This is a genomic window from Neorhizobium petrolearium (assembly GCF_029854435.1).
In the GTDB taxonomy this organism is placed as follows: Bacteria; Pseudomonadota; Alphaproteobacteria; order Rhizobiales; family Rhizobiaceae; genus Neorhizobium; species Neorhizobium petrolearium.
Map to the genome: position 1 here is coordinate 1,973,875 of NZ_CP123000.1, position 17,297 is coordinate 1,991,171.

Here is a 17,297-nt window from a genome sequence, read left to right on the forward strand (position 1 = left end):
AGTAAAGGTGGCCCGCGGCTCACTGGATCATTTTGGCGAGCCCGATGACCGTGTTGGCGTTGCGGATCGTGCCGATGCCGAGCTTTCTGGTCGTCAGTGCTGAAACCAGCCGCGTCTCGCTCGCCTTGCCATCGAAATCCACCCAGAGATCTCCGTCGACGATCGCGATCTTTTCCCGGCCCCGATGGCGTTCGAGCAGATCGATCACGTTATCGCCGAGTGGTGTGCGCATCACTCGGACGCAGACTTCGGAGCCTTTCTGCTCCGGAAACGGATTGCCGGCGGAGAGCTTCAGCCAGTCCGGCCCCGAACGGACGAGGACATCGACATGCTTGCCGAAATGTTGTTCGAACGCCTCTTCCAGCACCCGCTCGATATCTCTGACCGGTGAATCGTCGGTTTCGAACACGAGATTGCCGGTCGATACCAGCGTCCGGCAGTTCCGGTAACCGAGACGCTCAGCCATGTCGCGGAAGTCGGCCATCATGAGCCGTTTGCCCCCGCCGACGCTGATGCTGTGAAGCAGCGCCACATAAATCACGGTTTGGCCCGCCAATAGCGCCAGGGCGTCCACCAGTGCTGGCGTCTTTCCAGCGCATCCGGCACTCGGTCAAGCCCGCTCGTGCCGCCGGGCCCGCAGCGGGCGACACGAAAGAGCGTCAGGAAGCCGCCGGGCCAGAGTCCATGCCGGGCGATTGCTTCGTAACCGTATTCGGAGCAGGTCGGGATATGCCGGCAGGAATTGCCGACGAAGCCCGAAAGTGTCAGCTGATAAAATCGGATCAGCCCCATGCCGAAAAGCCGACCCGGCGTCTTTCGGAACGGTCCGGACCAGTTGCGCGAGCGGTTGGCCTTCGGCCGGTGTTCTGAATGCTGGCAATCGGGAGCGTCGCACATCGGATCAGACGGCCGCCGCTTCGGCCCGTTCCCGCGCCTCGATCTGGTCGATCGCATCGACCACGGCTTCGAATGTCAGCATGGTGGAAGGGTGGCGGGCCTTATAGTCTTTGACCGGCTTCAGGTAGCGCATCTCTTCGAAGCGGCCGTCCGGCCCCTCGCCGCCTTCTTTCAGCATCGCGAGCATGTCTTCCCGGGCTTTCCGGATTTCCGCGGCCGTCGCACCGATCACATGGCGGGCCATGATTGAGGACGAGGCCTGGCCGAGCGCGCAGGCACGCACCTCGTGCGCGAAGTCGGTCACTGTGTCGCCGTTCATCTTCAGATAGACGCGTACCTTCGAGCCGCAGAGTTTCGAATGCTTTTCCGAACTCGCGTCGGCATCCGGCAGCGCGCCGGCATGGGTGATATTGCCGGCGAATTCGAGGATCTTGCTGTTGTAGATATCGTCCATGACGGCTCGCTCATAGTCCCGATGGCGGATGTTTTGACGCAGTGCCCTTGCCTTGCGGACTACCACAAAAGGATTTCCGACATTATATGTGACGTGTCGGCGAGATGATCAAGAAAGGATGTTTTCACGAAATCCTCTCGAAATCGAAACAGGATACCTTGTAAAAACGTCCGCCGAGGATCAGATAGCGCCAGATTGCACAAAATTCAGCCGCGGTTGTCTGCGTGTTGGTTCGTGTGAGTAACGCCAGTCGGATGCGGCCTTGAACCGCATCGGGAGACGATAGATGGATGCAATTGTGAAGAATTTCCCGGCCTCGAAGGAGAAGCAGGTCCGTCCCACCCAGCAGGAAGCTGAGGAAGCCATACGCGTTCTGCTCCGCTGGGCGGGTGACGATCCGGCTCGCGAAGGACTGCTCGATACCCCGAAGCGTGTCGCTGTTGCCTATCGCGAATTGTTTGCCGGTTACGAGCAGTCGCCGGAAGAAGTGCTGGGCCGTACGTTCGAGGAAGTCTCGGGTTACGATGATATCGTGCTTGTGCGCGACATTCCGTTCTTCTCTCATTGCGAACACCACATGCTGCCGATTGTCGGCAAGGCGCATATCGCCTATCTGCCGAGTGGTCGCGTTCTCGGTCTCTCGAAGATCGCCCGTGTGGTGGAAATCTTCGGTCGCCGTCTGCAGACACAGGAAAACATGACGGCCCAGATCGCCTCTGCAATCGAGGAACACCTGAAGCCCCGCGGCGTGGCAGTCATGATCGAAGCCGAACACATGTGCATGGAAATGCGCGGCGTGCAGAAGCAGGGTTCGCAGACGATGACCACGACCTTCACCGGCGAGTTCAAGACGAACGCGGCCGAACAGGCCCGCTTTTTCACGCTCGTACGCAGCCGCTGACGGCCGGATTTTCCGGTGGAGTTTCCTGATGTCCGTGAGTTTTGAAAAGCCCTCCGCCGACAAGGCGGTGCTGGAAGGTGCCGGCGCCTTTACGCCTCGTTTCGATGCCAACGGCCTCGTCACCGCCGTCGTCACGGACATCCGCGATGGTGAACTCCTGATGGTCGCGCACATGGACGCGGAAGCCCTGGCGTTGACCATCGAGACCGGTATCGCCCATTTTTACAGCCGCTCTCGTGGAAAGATATGGAAGAAGGGGGAATCTTCCGGCAATTTTCAGACGGTGCACGAGCTTCGCACCGATTGCGATCAGGACGCTGTCTGGCTCAAGGTTTCCGTGGCCGGTCACGATGCGACCTGCCACACGGGCCGGCATTCGTGTTTTTATCGGCTCGTCACAAAACGTGACAGCAACGCTGTCCTTGAAATTACTGATAACGAGCGCCATTTCGATCCTGATACCGTTTATTCGGACGGGGGAACGAAATAAGCAACTGCCTCGTTTTTCGCCATGCAGGCGTTGGGTAAACGATTTGGAAACCGATCGGTGGTTCAATCCGCAGACCGGGGGTTGTTCAGCTTTGGAGGTTTTTGTCTATGCTGAACTGGAGTTGGAATCGTCACGATCCGCAGGCCGCTCCTGCTGAAGCCGGCGGAACGCAGATTCTTGAACCCTCTCGTCCCGTTGTTGCGACACCTCCTCCAAAAGCAAAACTTGCCCTCGCCCTTGGGGGTGGTGCGGCCCGCGGTTGGGCCCATATCGGTGTGCTGAGGGCGCTCGACGAAGCTGGTATTGAAGTGGGCATGATCGCCGGCACGTCGATCGGCGCCCTGGTCGGCGGTTGCTATCTGGCCGGCAAGCTCGATGCGCTCGAAAGTTTCGCCCGCTCGCTCACCATGCGGCGCATCGCCGGTCTGCTTGATCTGACGATCGGCGGCGGCGGACTTTTCGGCGGCATGCGGCTCACCAGGCGTATGCAGGAGCATCTCGAGGACATAGCGATCGAGGATCTCGATCGGCCTTTCGTTGCCGTGGCGACGGAACTTCATACCGGCCACGAGGTCTGGATCTCCAGCGGTTCGCTGATTACCGCATTGCGCGCGTCCTATGCGCTGCCCGGCATTTTCGAGCCGGTCAAGTCCAATAACCGAACCCTGGTTGACGGCGCATTGGTCAATCCCGTTCCCACCTCCGTCTGCCGGGCCTATGAGCAGCCTCTCGTGGTTGCCGTGAACCTGAACTACGACATCTTTGGCCGTTCTGCGGTGGTCAAGCATAGCGCCGGCATTCAGCCTGAGGATGACGGTCGCAAGAAGGCGGTCGACGCCCGGGTCGGTGTAACCGGCACCATGGTGCAAGCTTTCAATATCATCCAGGAACGTATTTCGCGCGCAAGGCTCGCCGGCGATCCGCCGGATCTGGCGTTGCATCCGCGCCTTAGTGATATTGGACTTTCCGAGTTCCACCGTGCCGGCGAAGCGATAGATCGCGGCTATAGTGAGACCATGGCGCAGATCGCTGCGCTCAAGCGCGTGCAGGAAATTTTCGCCCGCTGACCCGGGGGAAACCTATTCTGCCGAATTGCCGAGTGGCGATCAGCCGGCGATATAGGCCTTCATCTGTTCGGCTTCGAGTTCCACCTCGCGGATGCGCGACTTGACCACGTCACCGATCGAGACGATACCGTCCAGCTTTCCGTCCTTTTCAACCGGAACGTGGCGGAAGCGTCCGCCAGTCATGATACCCATCAGCTCGTCGACGGTCGTTTCCTCCTTGCAGCGATGGACGTTGGTGGTCATGGCCGATTTGACCGGCTGGTCGAGCACGCCGGGACCTTTGCCGGCAATGGCTCGCACTAGGTCGCGTTCGGTGAAGATGCCGGCGATCCGGCCTTCCATGCTGGTGACAACCACGGCACCGATCTTCTTCTGGTTCAGGATTTCGGCGACTTCCAGCAGCGTCCTGTCCGGGCCGACTGTCACCACGTCGCGGCCCTTTGCATCGAGCATGTTCTTGACGATTATTGCCATGGCCCTCTCCTCATAAACCAAGCGTGATCTGGGCATCCTCCTCCCAGAATCGCTTCGTGCTTCCCCCTAAATTTTAGGGCGAGGTCAAACACATATCAAGGTTGAGTGAGCGGCCTTCGTGAAGGCGCGACCGGATCGAAGAATCCGAAAAGCAGAAAGCCGAACAGAAAGCCGCCGATATGCGCATCCCAGGCGATCGGCCCCATGTCCGCACCAAACAGCGTCACGCCAAAGGCGATCAACAGATTGCCGATGAACCACATTGCCGTGAAGATGACGACCGTGCGGCTGCGGAAGGCGCCGGGAATGGACTGACGGGGATAGAGATGGCCGTGGATTCGATCGTAGCCCCGTCCGGGAGGGAAGGCGAAGCGGCAGGCTGCCCCCATCAACGCGGACACGACGCCGGACGCTCCGATCAGCAGCGTCTCGTTGCCCCAGTTGATCATGGCGTGGAAGAAGGCCGCTGCCGCCGCCGACAGGACCCAGAAAACCACATAGCGCAAGGTGCCGATACGCCTGACGACCGGCGCTCCGAAAGCCATCAGCCAGAGCGCGTTGAAGAGGATATGTTCGAGACTGCCGTGAAGAAGAGAATAGGTGACCGGCGTCCAGAGCCAGGCGAACCCCTGTTCCTCCAGCGGATAGGCATAACGCAGCGGCGTAAAGGCAAGGTTCACGACAAAATAAGCGCGTGTGTCGTCATCAAGCAGATATTCCTGAACGATATAGATTGCCGCGAGCAAGGCCAGCGTCACCACCAGGCTCCGCGGCAGGTTGAAGACCGGCGGTGAGCGCTGATCGTCCTCGTCCATCTCCCGCTGCCCGTCAGCCATGCCCGGTCCGTCGTTCATGCTCATTCCTCTCTGGTCCATTCCCTTTCGGGAATGTCCGCCAGCCATATAGGAGCGGCCCGCCAAAGGAAAGCGTCGCAAGGAGGCGGTGAGGCAGGCTTTGCCTGGTTTATGATTTCTTAACCCTGAGGGGTGGGCCGTGGCACGGATTTCGCTGAGTGGACGGAGAACGCTCGTGCATGAGGCGCGATCTGTATCAAAATGTGACAGGTGACAACGGATGCGAAATAAGGCAAGCCGCGCAATTTTCGACTATTGGGCCAACCTCAGGGGGGACCGCGCGGCACCCTTGCGCACGGAAATCGACCCTGTGGCGCTGCGCCATCTTCTCCCGCATCTCTTCATTGTGACGACTGATGCCACCGGCCTCCTGACGTTCCGGCTCGCCGGGACGCGTATCTGCGACCTGTTCGATCGCGAATTCCGTGGCGAGGCCTTTGCCGAGGCATGGCTCGAAAACGAGTATCGGCAGCCGGCAGAGATCGTTCAGAACGTCATCCATTATGAGCGGCCGGCATACCTTGAGGTTCTCGCGTCGAACGGCGACCTGCGCCATGCTTATGAAATGCTGCTGCTACCCATTCGGTCGACTGAGGGAAACGGAAGCGATCGCGTTCTCGGTGCCCTCCTGCCGCAAGGACAGCCCTTCCCCACCACAGAACTTCCCGTCAGTGGTCTTGTGCTGGAAAGCTGGACATTTCTTGTCGAGAGTGGCGTCCTGATCGATGCGCCGCCGAGCGGCGACAATCACGGCTTTGGCGAAGCGCTGTTGCGTCGTCTCTTCTCATCCCACGGCCAGACATCCTGAACATGGCTTGGAAGTGGCAACGGGGTTGCGCAAAACTTTCTGTTAACCGCGACACGTTATCAGTTTAGCCATACTCTCCAAGAGAAAAGCTTTCTCGAATGTATTCATTTCAGCCGGTGCATACTCCGTCGACGCAGACAATTCCCGCCCAGCGGACTTTTCAGCGGGTGTCGGTCAACGTGGCAGGACGGCTGATGCTCGCGACGCATGAGGAATTTCCCTGCACCGTGGTGGATATGTCGCCCGGCGACGTTGCCTTCGCGTGTGTCGGGCGCCCCGCTGTCGGTGAACGCGTGATCGCCTATCTCGATCACATCGGGCGCCTCGAAGGCACGGTTTTGAACCTTTCGGCGAACGGCTTTTTAATGTCGATCAACGCAACGGATCGCAAGCGGGAGAAGCTTGCGGCCCAGCTTACATGGATCGCCAACAAGCATGAACTCGGCCTGCCCGAGGACCGCCGCCATGACCGCCTGACGCCGCGCAACACGCGGGCAGAAATCACGCTTGACGACGGTCGGCGTTACGCCTGCCGCATCATGGACCTTTCTCTCTCCGGAGCGGCGATCGATATCGATATCCGCCCTGCGATCGGCACGCCCGTGCGTCTCGGCAATATGCGTGGCCGCGTCGTGCGCCATTTTATGGAAGGCGTGGCGGTCGAATTCAATTCTGTCCAGCCGCGCGAGGCACTGACGGAATTCCTTTAGGCAATTCCGCTCTCCCGCCCCTCCCTTTCCTCCATCAAGACCCTGTATCATGGCTGCACAGGACGGATTTAGCGCCGTTTGTCTGTGCCAGAACAAACTTTTTCCTAAAAATCGTGCCTTTTCGGGACTTTTTTAGGCCTTCGAAACAGGCCTGAAACACCCCTTCGCGCCTCCCGACAGGCCCTATGTGGCACGTCTTCATCGGCGGATGGGCGCCGGATGCCACACGGGCGTTAACTTCCGGAACCGCTTCCGTCATCCTGGCCGGTTTCGGAAAACCCTTTTCCGGCAAAAGGATAGCAAAAGAAGAAGCCGGCGAGCCGGCTTGATTGCGTGGCATTCCAATGAAAATTTCCTTCGGATTTTAGTAAAATTCGATGCGCATTCGAATCATGTTTTAGATAAATTGAATTCAAATAAGATATTGATTTTACTGCGAGATTTTGCGGTCGCTAAAACCCTCTGTGTCAGTGTTCTTCCCACAACGGGGAGACACAAAAATGAAATTCAGCAAGGGACTGGGCCTCGCCGCCATCACCGCTTTCCTGGCGATCTTTTCCGCCGGACATTCCGTCGCCATGCCCGCCGGGGCCATGCGCGTCCTCGGCCCTGCCAATCAGCCGATCGGTCACTACCAGTTCTGCAAAAGCTATGCGAGCGAATGCGCAACGGCCTATAAGGATGCCGGGCCGATTACGCTTACGGAGGACAAGTGGCGGACCCTGCTGGACGTCAATTATACGGTCAATTCCTCGATCATGCCGATGACCGACCAGGAAATTTACGGCGTCGAGGAACTCTGGGCCTATCCCCGCACCGTCGGCGATTGCGAGGACTTTGTCCTTCTGAAGCGCAAGATGCTGATGAAAAAGGGCTTTGACCCTTCCGACCTCCTGATCACTGTCGTGCTTCAGCCGAATGGCGAAGGCCATGCTGTCCTGACCGTCCGCACCGACCGCGGCGATTTCGTGCTCGACAACATGCGCAACAAGGTCATGCTCTGGTCCGATACGGAATATACCTACCTGAAGCGTCAGGCGAGCGACGATCCGGCTCGTTGGGTCAAGCTTCAGGACGGCCGCGCGACAGCCGTCGGTTCTGTCGGCCAGTAATCCCATCGACGAGGGAAAAGGCCGCAGCGACACGGTTGCGGCCAGGATCAGGGCGCGGGGCTGCACATTTGCAGGCGGTTGCCGAACGGATCGTGGAAACTCGCGAATACCACATGGCCCTCGAACATGACGGGTTCGCCGCAAGCCACGCCACGGCACCTGAGTTCGTCGACCGCCGCGTAGCAGTCCCTGACGTTGAACACCACCGTCGTTCCCGTCGACGGCTCCCACTCCGCTCCCGCCATCGTCAGCGAAAGGTTGCCGCCATCGGCGCCGGTCGAGAACTCGATCCAGCCGGCATCCGGCAGATCGTAGAGCGGTTCCCCCAATCCCAACGTGTCGCGGTAGAAAAGCCGCGCCCGCTCGAGATCCGTAACGGAGATCGACACGACATTGATTCCCTGAAAGAGTTGCACGTCTCCCTCCCTGAGTAACCGGGTTCAGGCCATGCGGTTATAAACTCGGCCGCTCTTTTACGAAGCGTTAACCATGGCGCTCCAGACTTGCGGCGCATTCGCCTGCCCGCATTCCGTATCCTGTCCTGTCTCATTCCAGAGCATGGCTTCAAGGCAGGGTGAATGCCCCTTGGGTGAACATGGAGCGCACGTCATGGCAGGTCCAGCCCCTATCCCTTCGTCCATCGAGGAGGAGCCGCTGATCTCCAACCGGTTTCTCTACCGGCTGACCGCGGTGATCGCAGTTCTGGCGGCGCTGACGGTCGCGATCAGCATCGGCGGCCGCTGGTTCGGTGAGCGCATGGCGCTGGCAGGCCACACCGACAGCACCGAGAAATTCCTCATCTGGATCGGTCAGGACGAGCTCCACCTTTCCGCCGATACAATCCGCTTCCGCGACCAGCGCCAAAACGGTGTTGCCGAGCGCGTTGACCTCTATCTCACCTGGCCGGAACTCGAAGGGTACAGCGCCGCACTGCGCCCGCGGTTTGACGACATTTTCCAGTCCTCATCATTGATTTTTCTGCAATTGTCGCAAGGCACGATGTCGCGCGATATGTCCGGCCGTCTCGCCCCGATCTATTCGCGACTTTTCGATGGCGAGCCGCAGCAGTTTGATTTCGGACTGATGCTCCACCGGCTGCGTGCCGATTCCGGCTATGGCCGCGAGGTCATTCTCACCGCCCCTCGCCCTGGCGCCACAGACTACGTCGTTCGCTGCCTGCTGCCGATTGCCGGTGAGAAGCCCACAAGCGGGGATTGCCAGCGCGATATCCACATCGGCCAGGACCTCACGGTGCTCTATCGTTTCTCCAGCGCGCTTTTGAACGACTGGCAACATATTGATGCCTCAGTTCGATCCTTTGTCGAAAACCGGCTGACGAAGTAGGTCTCCACGGACGGTCGGGATTTTGATGCTTAAAATGCAGCATATCTAAGCAAGCTGCTGTTCATCATAAACCTCTTGGTAACGCTGTTCTCCTAGATTGGAGGATAACGGCTGCGACGGGGGAGCGTCCGGACGTGAATGGCGTGATGCAAGCGATGAGTGCGGCAGTGTCGAAAACTAAGTTCTCTGCCTCCTTTCCCAAGGATGGCGCAACGGTCCCGGGATATTTTCTCGGTTATCTCTTCACCCTGATTCTGGCGGTTTCGATCTTTGCTGCGCCTGCGGAAGCGGCGCCGAAATACGCCGGTATCGTCGTGGATGCCAAGACCGGCAAGGTTCTCTATTCGGAAGATCCGGACGGTCTGCGATATCCCGCGTCGCTCACCAAGATGATGACGCTCTATCTCACCTTTGAAGCGCTTGAGGCCGGTCGCCTCAGCCTTGACGCGAAAGTGCCTGTATCCGCCAACGCGGCTTCCGAGCCGCCCTCCAAGCTCGGTGTCCGTGCCGGCGGCTCCGTGACCGTCGATCAGGCGATCCGGGCTCTCGTCACGCGCTCCGCAAACGATATCGCGACCGCGCTGGGTGAGTTCCTCGGTGGCTCCGAGGATCGGTTCGCTCAGATGATGACAAGGAAGGCCCGCGCCCTCGGCATGACGCGCACCACCTATCGCAATGCCCATGGCCTGCCGAATACCGCGCAGATGACGACGGCCCGCGATCAGGCAAGGCTTGGCATCGCGCTCCGCCAGCATTTTCCGCAATATTACGGCTATTTCTCCATCCGCAGCTTTAATTTCGGCAAGCAGGTGATCGGTAACCATAACCGTTTGGTCGGCAACGTGAAGGGCGTCGATGGTATCAAGACCGGGTACACCCGCGCCGCCGGCAGCAATCTGGCGACTTCTGCTCAGCTCGACGGCCGTTCGATCGTCGCCGTCGTGCTCGGCGGCCGTTCGAGTGCTGCCCGCGACGCGACGATGCGCAAGCTCGTTGCCGAATATCTGCCGAAGGCTTCGAGTGGCGGCAACAGCAACCTGATCGCCCAGGCTGCTCCGTCGGCGCCTGTGCCGGTCGCCCCTGTGCGTTCGGCTCCCACCATCGCCGCCACGCAGTCGGAGGCGCGTCAGATGGCGGCCCTCGATCTGCCGAACAGTGGTCCGATGCCCGGTGCGCGCTACAAGGAACAGCCGGCTGCTGCGGAGACTTCGGCCGTCGCCTCGGCCTATGCCGCTGAGCCCAGTCAAAAGAAGGTGATCAGCCAGGCTATGAACACGGCAATGGCCGGCGTGGCAGCCGTCCCGACGCCCGCGCCGGAATATATACCGGCCCGCGCCGAGAATGTTGGTGCTTCCAGCACCGGTAGCGCCACCGTTGACGAAGTCACCACTGCCTCGACGAAGACATCAGCAAAGGCCACCAGGTCAAACGCCGCCGGCGAGACACCGAGCGGCTGGGTGATCCAGATCGGCGCTTCGCCCGATCAGAAAATGGCGGAGAATCTCCTGCAGAATGCGCAGGACAAGGGCGGCAAGGTACTGCGTTCCGCCAAACCCTTCACCGTCGCCTTCAACAGCAACAGCGGGCAGATCTATCGCGCCCGGTTTGGGGGCTTTGATGACCAGAAGACCGCTGTGGATGCCTGCAACGCTTTGAAGAAAAAGGGCATCAACTGCTGGGCTTCGCTCCAGTGAACTGCTGGCGATAGCCAGGCACCAAGAATGTCCGCGGCGGTTCGCCGCCGCGGCGGAATCTCGAAAGTAATGCGTAAACGGGGTTTCCGATGGGAATGAACGAAAACAGCGTGGAATTCGCCTTCAGGTCCTCGCCAAGGGCCAGAGCAAGGGGCGTTGCCCTCAATCCGCTTCATGAGGCGGCCATGCGGCTTGCGGGTATGGGGCTTAGCCGTTCAAAGGAAAAGACGCGCGATCTCGTCGCCATGTTGCTCAGCCATGGCGCCCGCGCCTGGCGCCAATCTCAGCCGGAGGCGCATATCCATCTTCATGTCGGTATGCGCTCCGGCCGGGCACCGGTGCGTCTCAAGCTTCGCTAGTGGATCGTTCTGGAATCTGCATCCAGATGTTGCGGACTCCAGATAGAATGTCGGGATCAATGGTCACTGGCTGCTGCAGTCAGAGAAGCCCGAGTTCGGCGAGTTCTCGTCTGAGCTCTTCCGGCAGCGCTGCAACGCCCTCGCCCATCTTGCCGAGATCGCGTGGCGCTTCCTCATCCTTCAGGTAGCGCCAGCCCTGGAAAGGCCGCTTCGGCTGCGGCGCCGTCTCGATCACTTCCGGACCGAGAACGAGATGACAGCGCTGGATGCCGTCGCCGCCGGTGAAGGTCTCGATATTCATGAGCTTTTGGCGGGCCAGCACCTGTCCCTTGATCACCCAGTAAAGGGAGCCGCCTTCGAGAAGTTCCTCGATGCGTTTCGGAACCATGCGTGTCGTATGAACGCTGTGCGGTTCAAGGCCGGCGGCCATCGCATTGAGCGAGCGCTCGGCTACCCACTCTCTGAGATCCTGGATTGAATCCGCGCCGACACAAAGTTTGATCAGATGAAGAGCCATGGATTTGTTGAAAACCTATTGGCATCGGAGGTCAAGTTTTTGCTCCGTTGCTCCACAGCGGCGAAATGAATCAACACTCGACGACGTTGACGGCAAGCCCGCCGGTCGAGGTCTCCTTGTATTTCTCGCTCATGTCGTTGCCGGTCTGCCGCATGGTTTCGATGCAGGCGTCGAGCGGCACGAAATGCGTGCCGTCGCCCTTGATGGCAAGTGACGCGGCCGTTACCGCCTTGACGGCGCCAAGCGCGTTGCGCTCGATACACGGAACCTGCACTAAGCCGGCGACAGGATCGCAGGTCATGCCGAGATGGTGCTCGAGTGCGATTTCCGCAGCATTCTCGATCTGCTCCGGCGAGCCGCCCATGACCGCGGCAAGGCCCGCAGCCGCCATCGCGGCCGCCGACCCCACCTCGCCCTGGCAGCCGACCTCCGCGCCCGAGATCGAGGCATTGTGCTTGATGATGCCGCCGACCGCCGCCGCCGTCAGCAGGAAGTTGCGGATATCCTCCGGCGTCGCATCCTCATGGAAATGCAGGTAGTAGCGGACGGTTGCCGGGATTACCCCCGCTGCACCATTGGTGGGGGCGGTGACGACACGCCCGCCGCCGGCATTCTCTTCATTGACCGCCATCGCATAGACGGAGAGCCAGTCGTTGGCGAGCAGCGGGTTCAGCCGGTTGCTGCGCCATTCCTCGTTGAGCTTGTCGTGAATCGCCTTCGCCCGGCGCTTCACCTTCAATCCGCCCGGCATGATGCCTTCGACCTTCAAGCCCCGGTCGATGCAGCTTTTCATCGCGTCCCAGATGCGGTCGAGGCCGGCATTCAGTTCGGCAGCGCTGATCTTTGTCTCTTCGTTCGCGCGTTTCATCTGGGCGATCGTCAGGCCTGAGCCGCGCGCCATTTCGAGCATCTGCTTTGCCGTCGAGAAGGGATAAGGCACCCGTGCATCGCCCGATGATTTCAGCGAGGTGCGCATGGCTTCCAGTTCGGTGTCCGTCACGACGAAGCCGCCGCCGATCGAATAGTAGATGCGCTTAAGGAGCAACCGTCCATCGCGATCCAGCGCGGAGAAACTCATGCCGTTGGCATGGCCGGGCAACGGCTGTTTCTTGTCGAAGATGAGATCGGTTTTCGGCTGGAACCGATAAGGCGGATGTCCGGGCGGCGTCACGCGTCCCGTCCGCCCCACCTCGGCAATGATCTCGTCCATCCTGTCCGGATCGACACTTGCCGGCTCTTCGCCCATCAGGCCGAGGATCACCGCCCTGCCCGTCCCGTGTCCGATGCCTGTAAAGGCGAGCGAGCCGTGCAGGCTCACCTTGAGGCTCGCGACCTGCGCACCGGCGGGGCGCGGCCATTCGTTCGACAGGATCAGCGCCAGGAAACGGTACGCCGCCGACATCGGTCCCATCGTGTGGGAACTGGACGGGCCGATACCGATCTTGAAGACGTCGAAGACGGAGAGGAACATGATAATCCGCGCGGAGATACGATGTTGGCAAAGTCTATGTCAGACAGCCGGAATGTTCCAGCGATTGCCCGACATCGGGTTTGATGCCCGCGACATGAGGCAAAAATAGAAACGGCGCGGTTTGAATACCACGCCGAAAGGCCAAAATCCCGCCCGAAAGATTAAGATGAGATCGCGTCTGCAGGTCAGAAGGCGCCGAACAGATAGGCAAGGGCCATCGCACCGGCAAATCCCACGAGGGCCTTGAATGTCACGCCCCAGCAGGATTTCTGAGCAGTCTCTTCCATGTTGTCTCCAGGTTCTTGCCGCATGAGATAACGTCCTCTCCGGATCGTTATGACTAACGGTCTATTAAATTCCCGCCGGCTTCGCAATGAGAAAAATGGCGGAAAAAAGACCGAAATCGCATACCTGCTATGAATTAACGTTTCAAGGTTGTTCGCCGTTCCGGACGCGTACTTGCCGTGACAACCGAAACAACGCATGACGAAAAGAGATGGACGATTCTTCTGCCTGGTGAGGCCCATGACGATCGCCGACTACATTGCTCTGGCTCTTTTCGCCCTTCTCTGGGCTGTCTATTCCTGGATAACGGCGGGATCGGGCGCCCGCTTCTTTCCGCGCGCCAGCCTGAACCGCGCGATGGCCGAACGCCGCAAGCGGTGGATCTACAATTCACTCCGGCGCGATCTGAAGATGATTGACACTCAGATTTTAGCAGGCTTGCAGAATGGCACGGCCTTCTTCGCTTCGACCTCGATTTTCGCGATCGGCGGCTGCTTTGCCCTGCTTGGCGCAACGGACCAGGTGGAAGCCGTCTTCAGCAATCTGCCCCTCGTCGCCTATAGCGGTCGCACCGCTTTCGAGATCAAGGTGGCCGGTCTCACCTTCCTGTTCGGTTACGCATTCTTCAAGTTTGGCTGGTCCTATCGTCTCTTCAATTATTGCACCATTCTCTTCGGTGCACTGCCGATGATGAGCGACACGAATATCGATCCGGCGGCGGCAGAGCGGGCCGCCGATCAGGTCGTGCGGATGAACACCATCGCGGCCAAGCACTTCAATGCGGGGCTCCGGGCGCTCTTTTTGTCGATCGGCTATCTGGGCTGGTTCGCCGGGCCCTATATGTTCATGGCGATGACCTTGTTCGTGATTTTCGTGCTCGCACGCCGGCAATATTTTTCCGAGGCCCGGCTGGCGATCATGGATCGCGACGTCCTCTAATGCGGAAAGACCGCCAGTGACCGTTGCAGAAAGCCAGAATCCCGCGCCTAAAATGCCCCGTATCACGCTGATCGACACGCTGCGCGGTTTGGCGCTGATCGCCATGGCGACCTATCACTTCACCTGGGATCTCGAGTTCTTCGGTTATCTCGATCCCGGCACGGCGACCCAGGGTTTCTTTCGGGTCTATGCCCGGTCGATTGCCAGTTCCTTTCTGTTCCTCGCCGGCGTCAGCCTGGTTCTGGCGCATTTTCCGACGATCCGCTGGTACTCCTTCTGGAAGCGCTTCGCCATCGTTGCCGGCGCGGCGATCGCGATCAGCATCGCGACGCTGGTCGCTTTCCCGAATGAGTGGATCTATTTCGGCATCCTGCACAATATCGCGCTGTCGAGCCTGATCGGTCTGGCCTTCCTGCGCCTGCCCGCGCTGGTCACGGGCGCAGTCGTCGTCCTGATCGCCGCCGCAATGATCATCGACTACAGCCTTGCGCCGGGGCTGCTCGATTCGGCGGCCTTCAACACCCGGTTCCTGAGCTGGCTCGGTTTTGCCGAAATCCCTCCGCGCTCCAACGACTACGTGCCGCTCTTTCCGTGGGTGGCAGCATTGCTGGCCGGTGTCGCTGTCGCCCGCTCGGCAATCTCCATGAACTGGCTGCCGCGGCTTGCCGCAATCCAAACGAAGCCGAATCTTCTTTCAAAAGCCGGACGCCACAGCCTGATCATCTATCTCGTGCACCAGCCGGTTCTGATCGCACTCGTCTATCTCGTCTCGCTCGTCCATCCCGCTCCACCGCCGGACCCCCGACAGAGCTATATGCTGAGCTGTGAAGCCGGTTGCAACAGGCAGGCGAACGATCGGGCGCTTTGCGAGCGCTTCTGCGGCTGCACGGCCGACCGTCTCATGGCACAGTCGCTCATCATCCCGCTGCAGACCGGCACGATCGCCCCTCAGGACGACCGTGTCCAGGCAATTGCCGAGGAATGCTCCATCGGCCTGCAGTTATCTGATTGAATATCACGTTCCGACGCCAATTTCGGCAAGCCGCGTCAGGCAGGCTTCCTCGACGTTGTTGAGTTCAGCGAGCGTATCATCGATGTCCTTGCGCTTTTGGCGCAGCTCCTCGCGTTTCTCGTCGACGCGCTTCATCAGGAGCTTGAGTTGCCCCATCTCGCCCGGCGGCTCCTTGTAGACCTGGATGATTTCGCGGATCTCGGCGATCGTGAAGCCGATCCTGCGGCCCCGCAGGATCTCCTGGATGAGCCTCCTGTCCGCCGCCCTGAAAAGTCGCGTGCGACCCCGGCGCTCCGGATGGATAAGGCCTTCATCCTCGTAGAAACGAAGCGTGCGGGTCGAGACCCCGAATTCGCGCGTCAGTTCCGTTATGCTATAATATTTGTTCACAACCGTATCCTGTTACCCATCCGCCCAAAATAATTGACTTTTACGTAACAGTCAATTTTCGCTCAGTTCAGCAGCCAGAGGGTTGCCAGTCCCAGGAACGAGAAGAAGCCGGTCGTGTCGGTAACGGCGGTGACGAAGACGGCGGACGACACCGCCGGGTCGGCGCCGGCCCGGTCCAGGACCAGCGGAATCATGATTCCGGCCATGGCGGCTGCGAACATGTTGATCAGCATGGCGGTGGCGATCAGCCCGCCGATATGCACGTTGTGGAACCAAAGACCCGCCACGATGCCGACGAGGCAGCCGATGACGATCCCGTTGATGAGGCCGACGCCTGCTTCCCGTCGCGCGACGCGCCAGGCGTTATGGATGTCGAGATTGCGGGTGGCGAGTGCCCGCACGGTGACGGTCATCGTCTGCGAACCGGCATTGCCCCCCATGCCGGCGACGATCGGCATCAGGATCGCAAGCGCCACGACCTGCTCGATCGTCGCCTCGAAAAGCGAGATCACCGAGGCCGAAATGAAGGCAGTGAAGAGGTTGACGAGCAGCCACGGCACGCGCGAGCGCGATGTGTCGGTGACCGAGTCGGAGAGTTCTTCGTCGCCGACGCCCGAGAGGCGCATGATGTCCTCTTCCGCCTCTTCCTGGATGACGTCGACCACGTCGTCGATGGTGAGCACGCCGACCAGCCGCCCGTTCTCGTCCACGACGGCGGCCGAAAGAAGGTCATACTGCTCGAAGATCTGCGCCGCCTCCTCCTGGTCCATGTCGGCGGGAATCGGATGATTGGTCTCGCGCATGATCGTCTCGATCTTGATCTGACGCTTGGTGCGCAGAATCCTGTCGAGATCGATGACGCCGAGCAGCTTGAATGTGGGATCGATGACGAAGATCTGCGTGAAACTCTCCGGCAGGTCCTCCTCATCGCGCATGTAGTCGATCGTCTGGCCGACGGTCCAGAACGGTGGCACGGCGACGAATTCCGTCTGCATGCGCCGGCCGGCGGACTGTTCCGGATAATCGAGCGCCCGCCTGAGCCTCACCCTTTCGGTGAACGGCAGCTGCGCAAGAATCTCTTCCCGATCCTCGTGGTCGAGGTCTTCGAGAATGTAGACGGCGTCGTCCGAATCGAGATCGCCGATCGCGGCCGCGATCTGGTCGTTCGGCATCTGGTCGACGATTTCGAGGCGGATCGCCTCGTCCACCTCGGTCAGCGCGGTGAGGTCGAAATCCTTGCCAAGCAGCCTGACCAGCGCCTGGCGCTGTTCGGGCAGGATCGCTTCGAGAAGATCGCCGAGCTCCGATTCGTGCAGGCGGGCAACGTGGCTCCGCAGGAAGAGCACGTCGCGGTCGGCGATCGCCGCCCCCACCATCGCTAGGAAATCGGCGCGGATCGAACCGTCTTCGGAATAGATATCGTCGCCGGCCTCGTCGGTATTTGTGCGCAGGCGGTCGTCTTCGCCGATATCGCTCATCTGCCGCCCTCGCTGCTCGTATCCGACAAAAGGAGAATGGC

21 protein-coding genes are annotated in these 17,297 nt (G+C 60.0%); 11 read left to right on the forward strand and 10 right to left on the reverse strand.

Annotated elements, in window-relative coordinates; genetic code table 11:
• Nucleotides 1–19: 19 nt before the first annotated feature.
• From QEO92_RS10065 to QEO92_RS10075, 3 genes are read right to left on the reverse strand one after another with little or no spacing between them, the layout of a single operon-like run.
• A complete protein-coding gene (locus QEO92_RS10065; RefSeq protein WP_280107520.1) occupies nt 20–487 on the reverse strand; it encodes a DUF1697 domain-containing protein in 468 nt (155 codons plus the stop codon).
• A gap of 50 nt (nt 488–537) precedes the next feature.
• Nucleotides 538–897: a membrane protein insertion efficiency factor YidD gene (gene yidD, locus QEO92_RS10070; protein ID WP_227702900.1), complete on the reverse strand. Its 360-nt coding sequence runs from the start codon at nt 895–897 to the stop codon at nt 538–540.
• A 4-nt stretch (nt 898–901) separates the two neighbouring features.
• A complete protein-coding gene (locus QEO92_RS10075) occupies nt 902–1,351 on the reverse strand; it encodes an iron-sulfur cluster assembly scaffold protein (RefSeq protein WP_227705133.1) in 450 nt (149 codons plus the stop codon).
• 286 nt (nt 1,352–1,637) lie between these two features.
• On the opposite strand from QEO92_RS10075, the gene folE reads away from it, so the two are divergent.
• From folE to QEO92_RS10090, 3 genes are all read left to right on the forward strand, one after another.
• Complete coding sequence (gene folE, locus QEO92_RS10080) at nt 1,638–2,252, forward strand: GTP cyclohydrolase I FolE (RefSeq protein ID WP_037146999.1); 615 nt, start codon at nt 1,638–1,640, stop codon at nt 2,250–2,252.
• 28 nt (nt 2,253–2,280) lie between these two features.
• Nucleotides 2,281–2,742, forward strand: coding sequence for a phosphoribosyl-AMP cyclohydrolase (gene hisI / locus QEO92_RS10085; protein ID WP_407721127.1), 462 nt, complete (start codon nt 2,281–2,283; stop codon nt 2,740–2,742).
• 107 nt (nt 2,743–2,849) lie between these two features.
• Entirely contained in the window at nt 2,850–3,809 is a 960-nt protein-coding gene (locus QEO92_RS10090) for a patatin-like phospholipase family protein (RefSeq protein WP_227702901.1), read from the forward strand.
• Between the two features lie 39 nt (nt 3,810–3,848).
• Here the strand turns inward: QEO92_RS10090 and QEO92_RS10095 are convergent, their stop codons facing one another.
• Together QEO92_RS10095 and QEO92_RS10100 are read right to left on the reverse strand one after the other, a co-directional pair.
• Entirely contained in the window at nt 3,849–4,283 is a 435-nt protein-coding gene (locus QEO92_RS10095) for a CBS domain-containing protein (RefSeq protein WP_227702902.1), read from the reverse strand.
• Between the two features lie 95 nt (nt 4,284–4,378).
• Nucleotides 4,379–5,143 (reverse strand): rhomboid family intramembrane serine protease, encoded by a 765-nt coding sequence (locus QEO92_RS10100; protein ID WP_227702903.1) that lies wholly within the window; start codon nt 5,141–5,143, stop codon nt 4,379–4,381.
• A gap of 214 nt (nt 5,144–5,357) precedes the next feature.
• On the opposite strand from QEO92_RS10100, the gene QEO92_RS10105 reads away from it, so the two are divergent.
• From QEO92_RS10105 to QEO92_RS10115, 3 genes are all read left to right on the forward strand, one after another.
• Nucleotides 5,358–5,945, forward strand: a complete 588-nt coding sequence (locus QEO92_RS10105; RefSeq protein WP_227702904.1) for a PAS domain-containing protein — start codon at nt 5,358–5,360, stop codon at nt 5,943–5,945.
• Between the two features lie 98 nt (nt 5,946–6,043).
• On the forward strand, nt 6,044–6,655 hold the full coding sequence (locus QEO92_RS10110) for a PilZ domain-containing protein (RefSeq protein ID WP_037147010.1): 612 nt from the start codon (nt 6,044–6,046) through the stop codon (nt 6,653–6,655).
• 500 nt (nt 6,656–7,155) lie between these two features.
• Nucleotides 7,156–7,767 (forward strand): transglutaminase-like cysteine peptidase, encoded by a 612-nt coding sequence (locus tag QEO92_RS10115; RefSeq protein WP_037147012.1) that lies wholly within the window; start codon nt 7,156–7,158, stop codon nt 7,765–7,767.
• A gap of 47 nt (nt 7,768–7,814) precedes the next feature.
• On the opposite strand, the gene QEO92_RS10120 is transcribed toward QEO92_RS10115, so the two are convergent.
• The gene (locus QEO92_RS10120; protein ID WP_037147015.1) at nt 7,815–8,183 is read right to left on the reverse strand and encodes a VOC family protein; all 369 of its coding nucleotides are present in this window, start codon (nt 8,181–8,183) and stop codon (nt 7,815–7,817) included.
• Nucleotides 8,184–8,376: 193 nt separating this feature from the next.
• On the opposite strand from QEO92_RS10120, the gene QEO92_RS10125 reads away from it, so the two are divergent.
• From QEO92_RS10125 to QEO92_RS10135, 3 genes are all read left to right on the forward strand, one after another.
• Nucleotides 8,377–9,111 carry a hypothetical protein gene (locus QEO92_RS10125; RefSeq protein WP_227702905.1) on the forward strand — a complete coding sequence of 245 codons (735 nt, stop codon included), beginning with the start codon at nt 8,377–8,379 and terminating at the stop codon, nt 9,109–9,111.
• Between the two features lie 146 nt (nt 9,112–9,257).
• Nucleotides 9,258–10,805 carry an SPOR domain-containing protein gene (locus tag QEO92_RS10130; protein WP_081952757.1) on the forward strand — a complete coding sequence of 516 codons (1,548 nt, stop codon included), beginning with the start codon at nt 9,258–9,260 and terminating at the stop codon, nt 10,803–10,805.
• An 89-nt stretch (nt 10,806–10,894) separates the two neighbouring features.
• The gene (locus tag QEO92_RS10135; RefSeq protein WP_037147021.1) at nt 10,895–11,164 is read left to right on the forward strand and encodes a hypothetical protein; all 270 of its coding nucleotides are present in this window, start codon (nt 10,895–10,897) and stop codon (nt 11,162–11,164) included.
• Nucleotides 11,165–11,243: 79 nt separating this feature from the next.
• Here QEO92_RS10135 and QEO92_RS10140 read toward each other — a convergent pair whose 3' ends face one another.
• Both QEO92_RS10140 and QEO92_RS10145 read right to left on the reverse strand, forming a co-directional pair.
• Entirely contained in the window at nt 11,244–11,681 is a 438-nt protein-coding gene (locus tag QEO92_RS10140; protein WP_037147024.1) for a DUF1489 family protein, read from the reverse strand.
• Nucleotides 11,682–11,751: 70 nt separating this feature from the next.
• Nucleotides 11,752–13,152, reverse strand: coding sequence for an L-serine ammonia-lyase (locus QEO92_RS10145; protein ID WP_227702906.1), 1,401 nt, complete (start codon nt 13,150–13,152; stop codon nt 11,752–11,754).
• 525 nt (nt 13,153–13,677) lie between these two features.
• Between QEO92_RS10145 and QEO92_RS10150 the strand changes: the two genes are divergently transcribed.
• Together QEO92_RS10150 and QEO92_RS10155 are read left to right on the forward strand one after the other, a co-directional pair.
• Entirely contained in the window at nt 13,678–14,376 is a 699-nt protein-coding gene (locus tag QEO92_RS10150; protein ID WP_037147029.1) for a DUF599 domain-containing protein, read from the forward strand.
• Nucleotides 14,377–14,392: 16 nt separating this feature from the next.
• On the forward strand, nt 14,393–15,388 hold the full coding sequence (locus QEO92_RS10155) for an acetyltransferase domain-containing protein (protein ID WP_037147031.1): 996 nt from the start codon (nt 14,393–14,395) through the stop codon (nt 15,386–15,388).
• 3 nt (nt 15,389–15,391) lie between these two features.
• Here QEO92_RS10155 and QEO92_RS10160 read toward each other — a convergent pair whose 3' ends face one another.
• Together QEO92_RS10160 and mgtE are read right to left on the reverse strand one after the other, a co-directional pair.
• Nucleotides 15,392–15,778, reverse strand: coding sequence for a MerR family transcriptional regulator (locus QEO92_RS10160; protein ID WP_037147032.1), 387 nt, complete (start codon nt 15,776–15,778; stop codon nt 15,392–15,394).
• Nucleotides 15,779–15,840: 62 nt separating this feature from the next.
• A complete protein-coding gene (mgtE, locus tag QEO92_RS10165; protein WP_037147033.1) occupies nt 15,841–17,256 on the reverse strand; it encodes a magnesium transporter in 1,416 nt (471 codons plus the stop codon).
• Nucleotides 17,257–17,297: the final 41 nt, after the last annotated feature.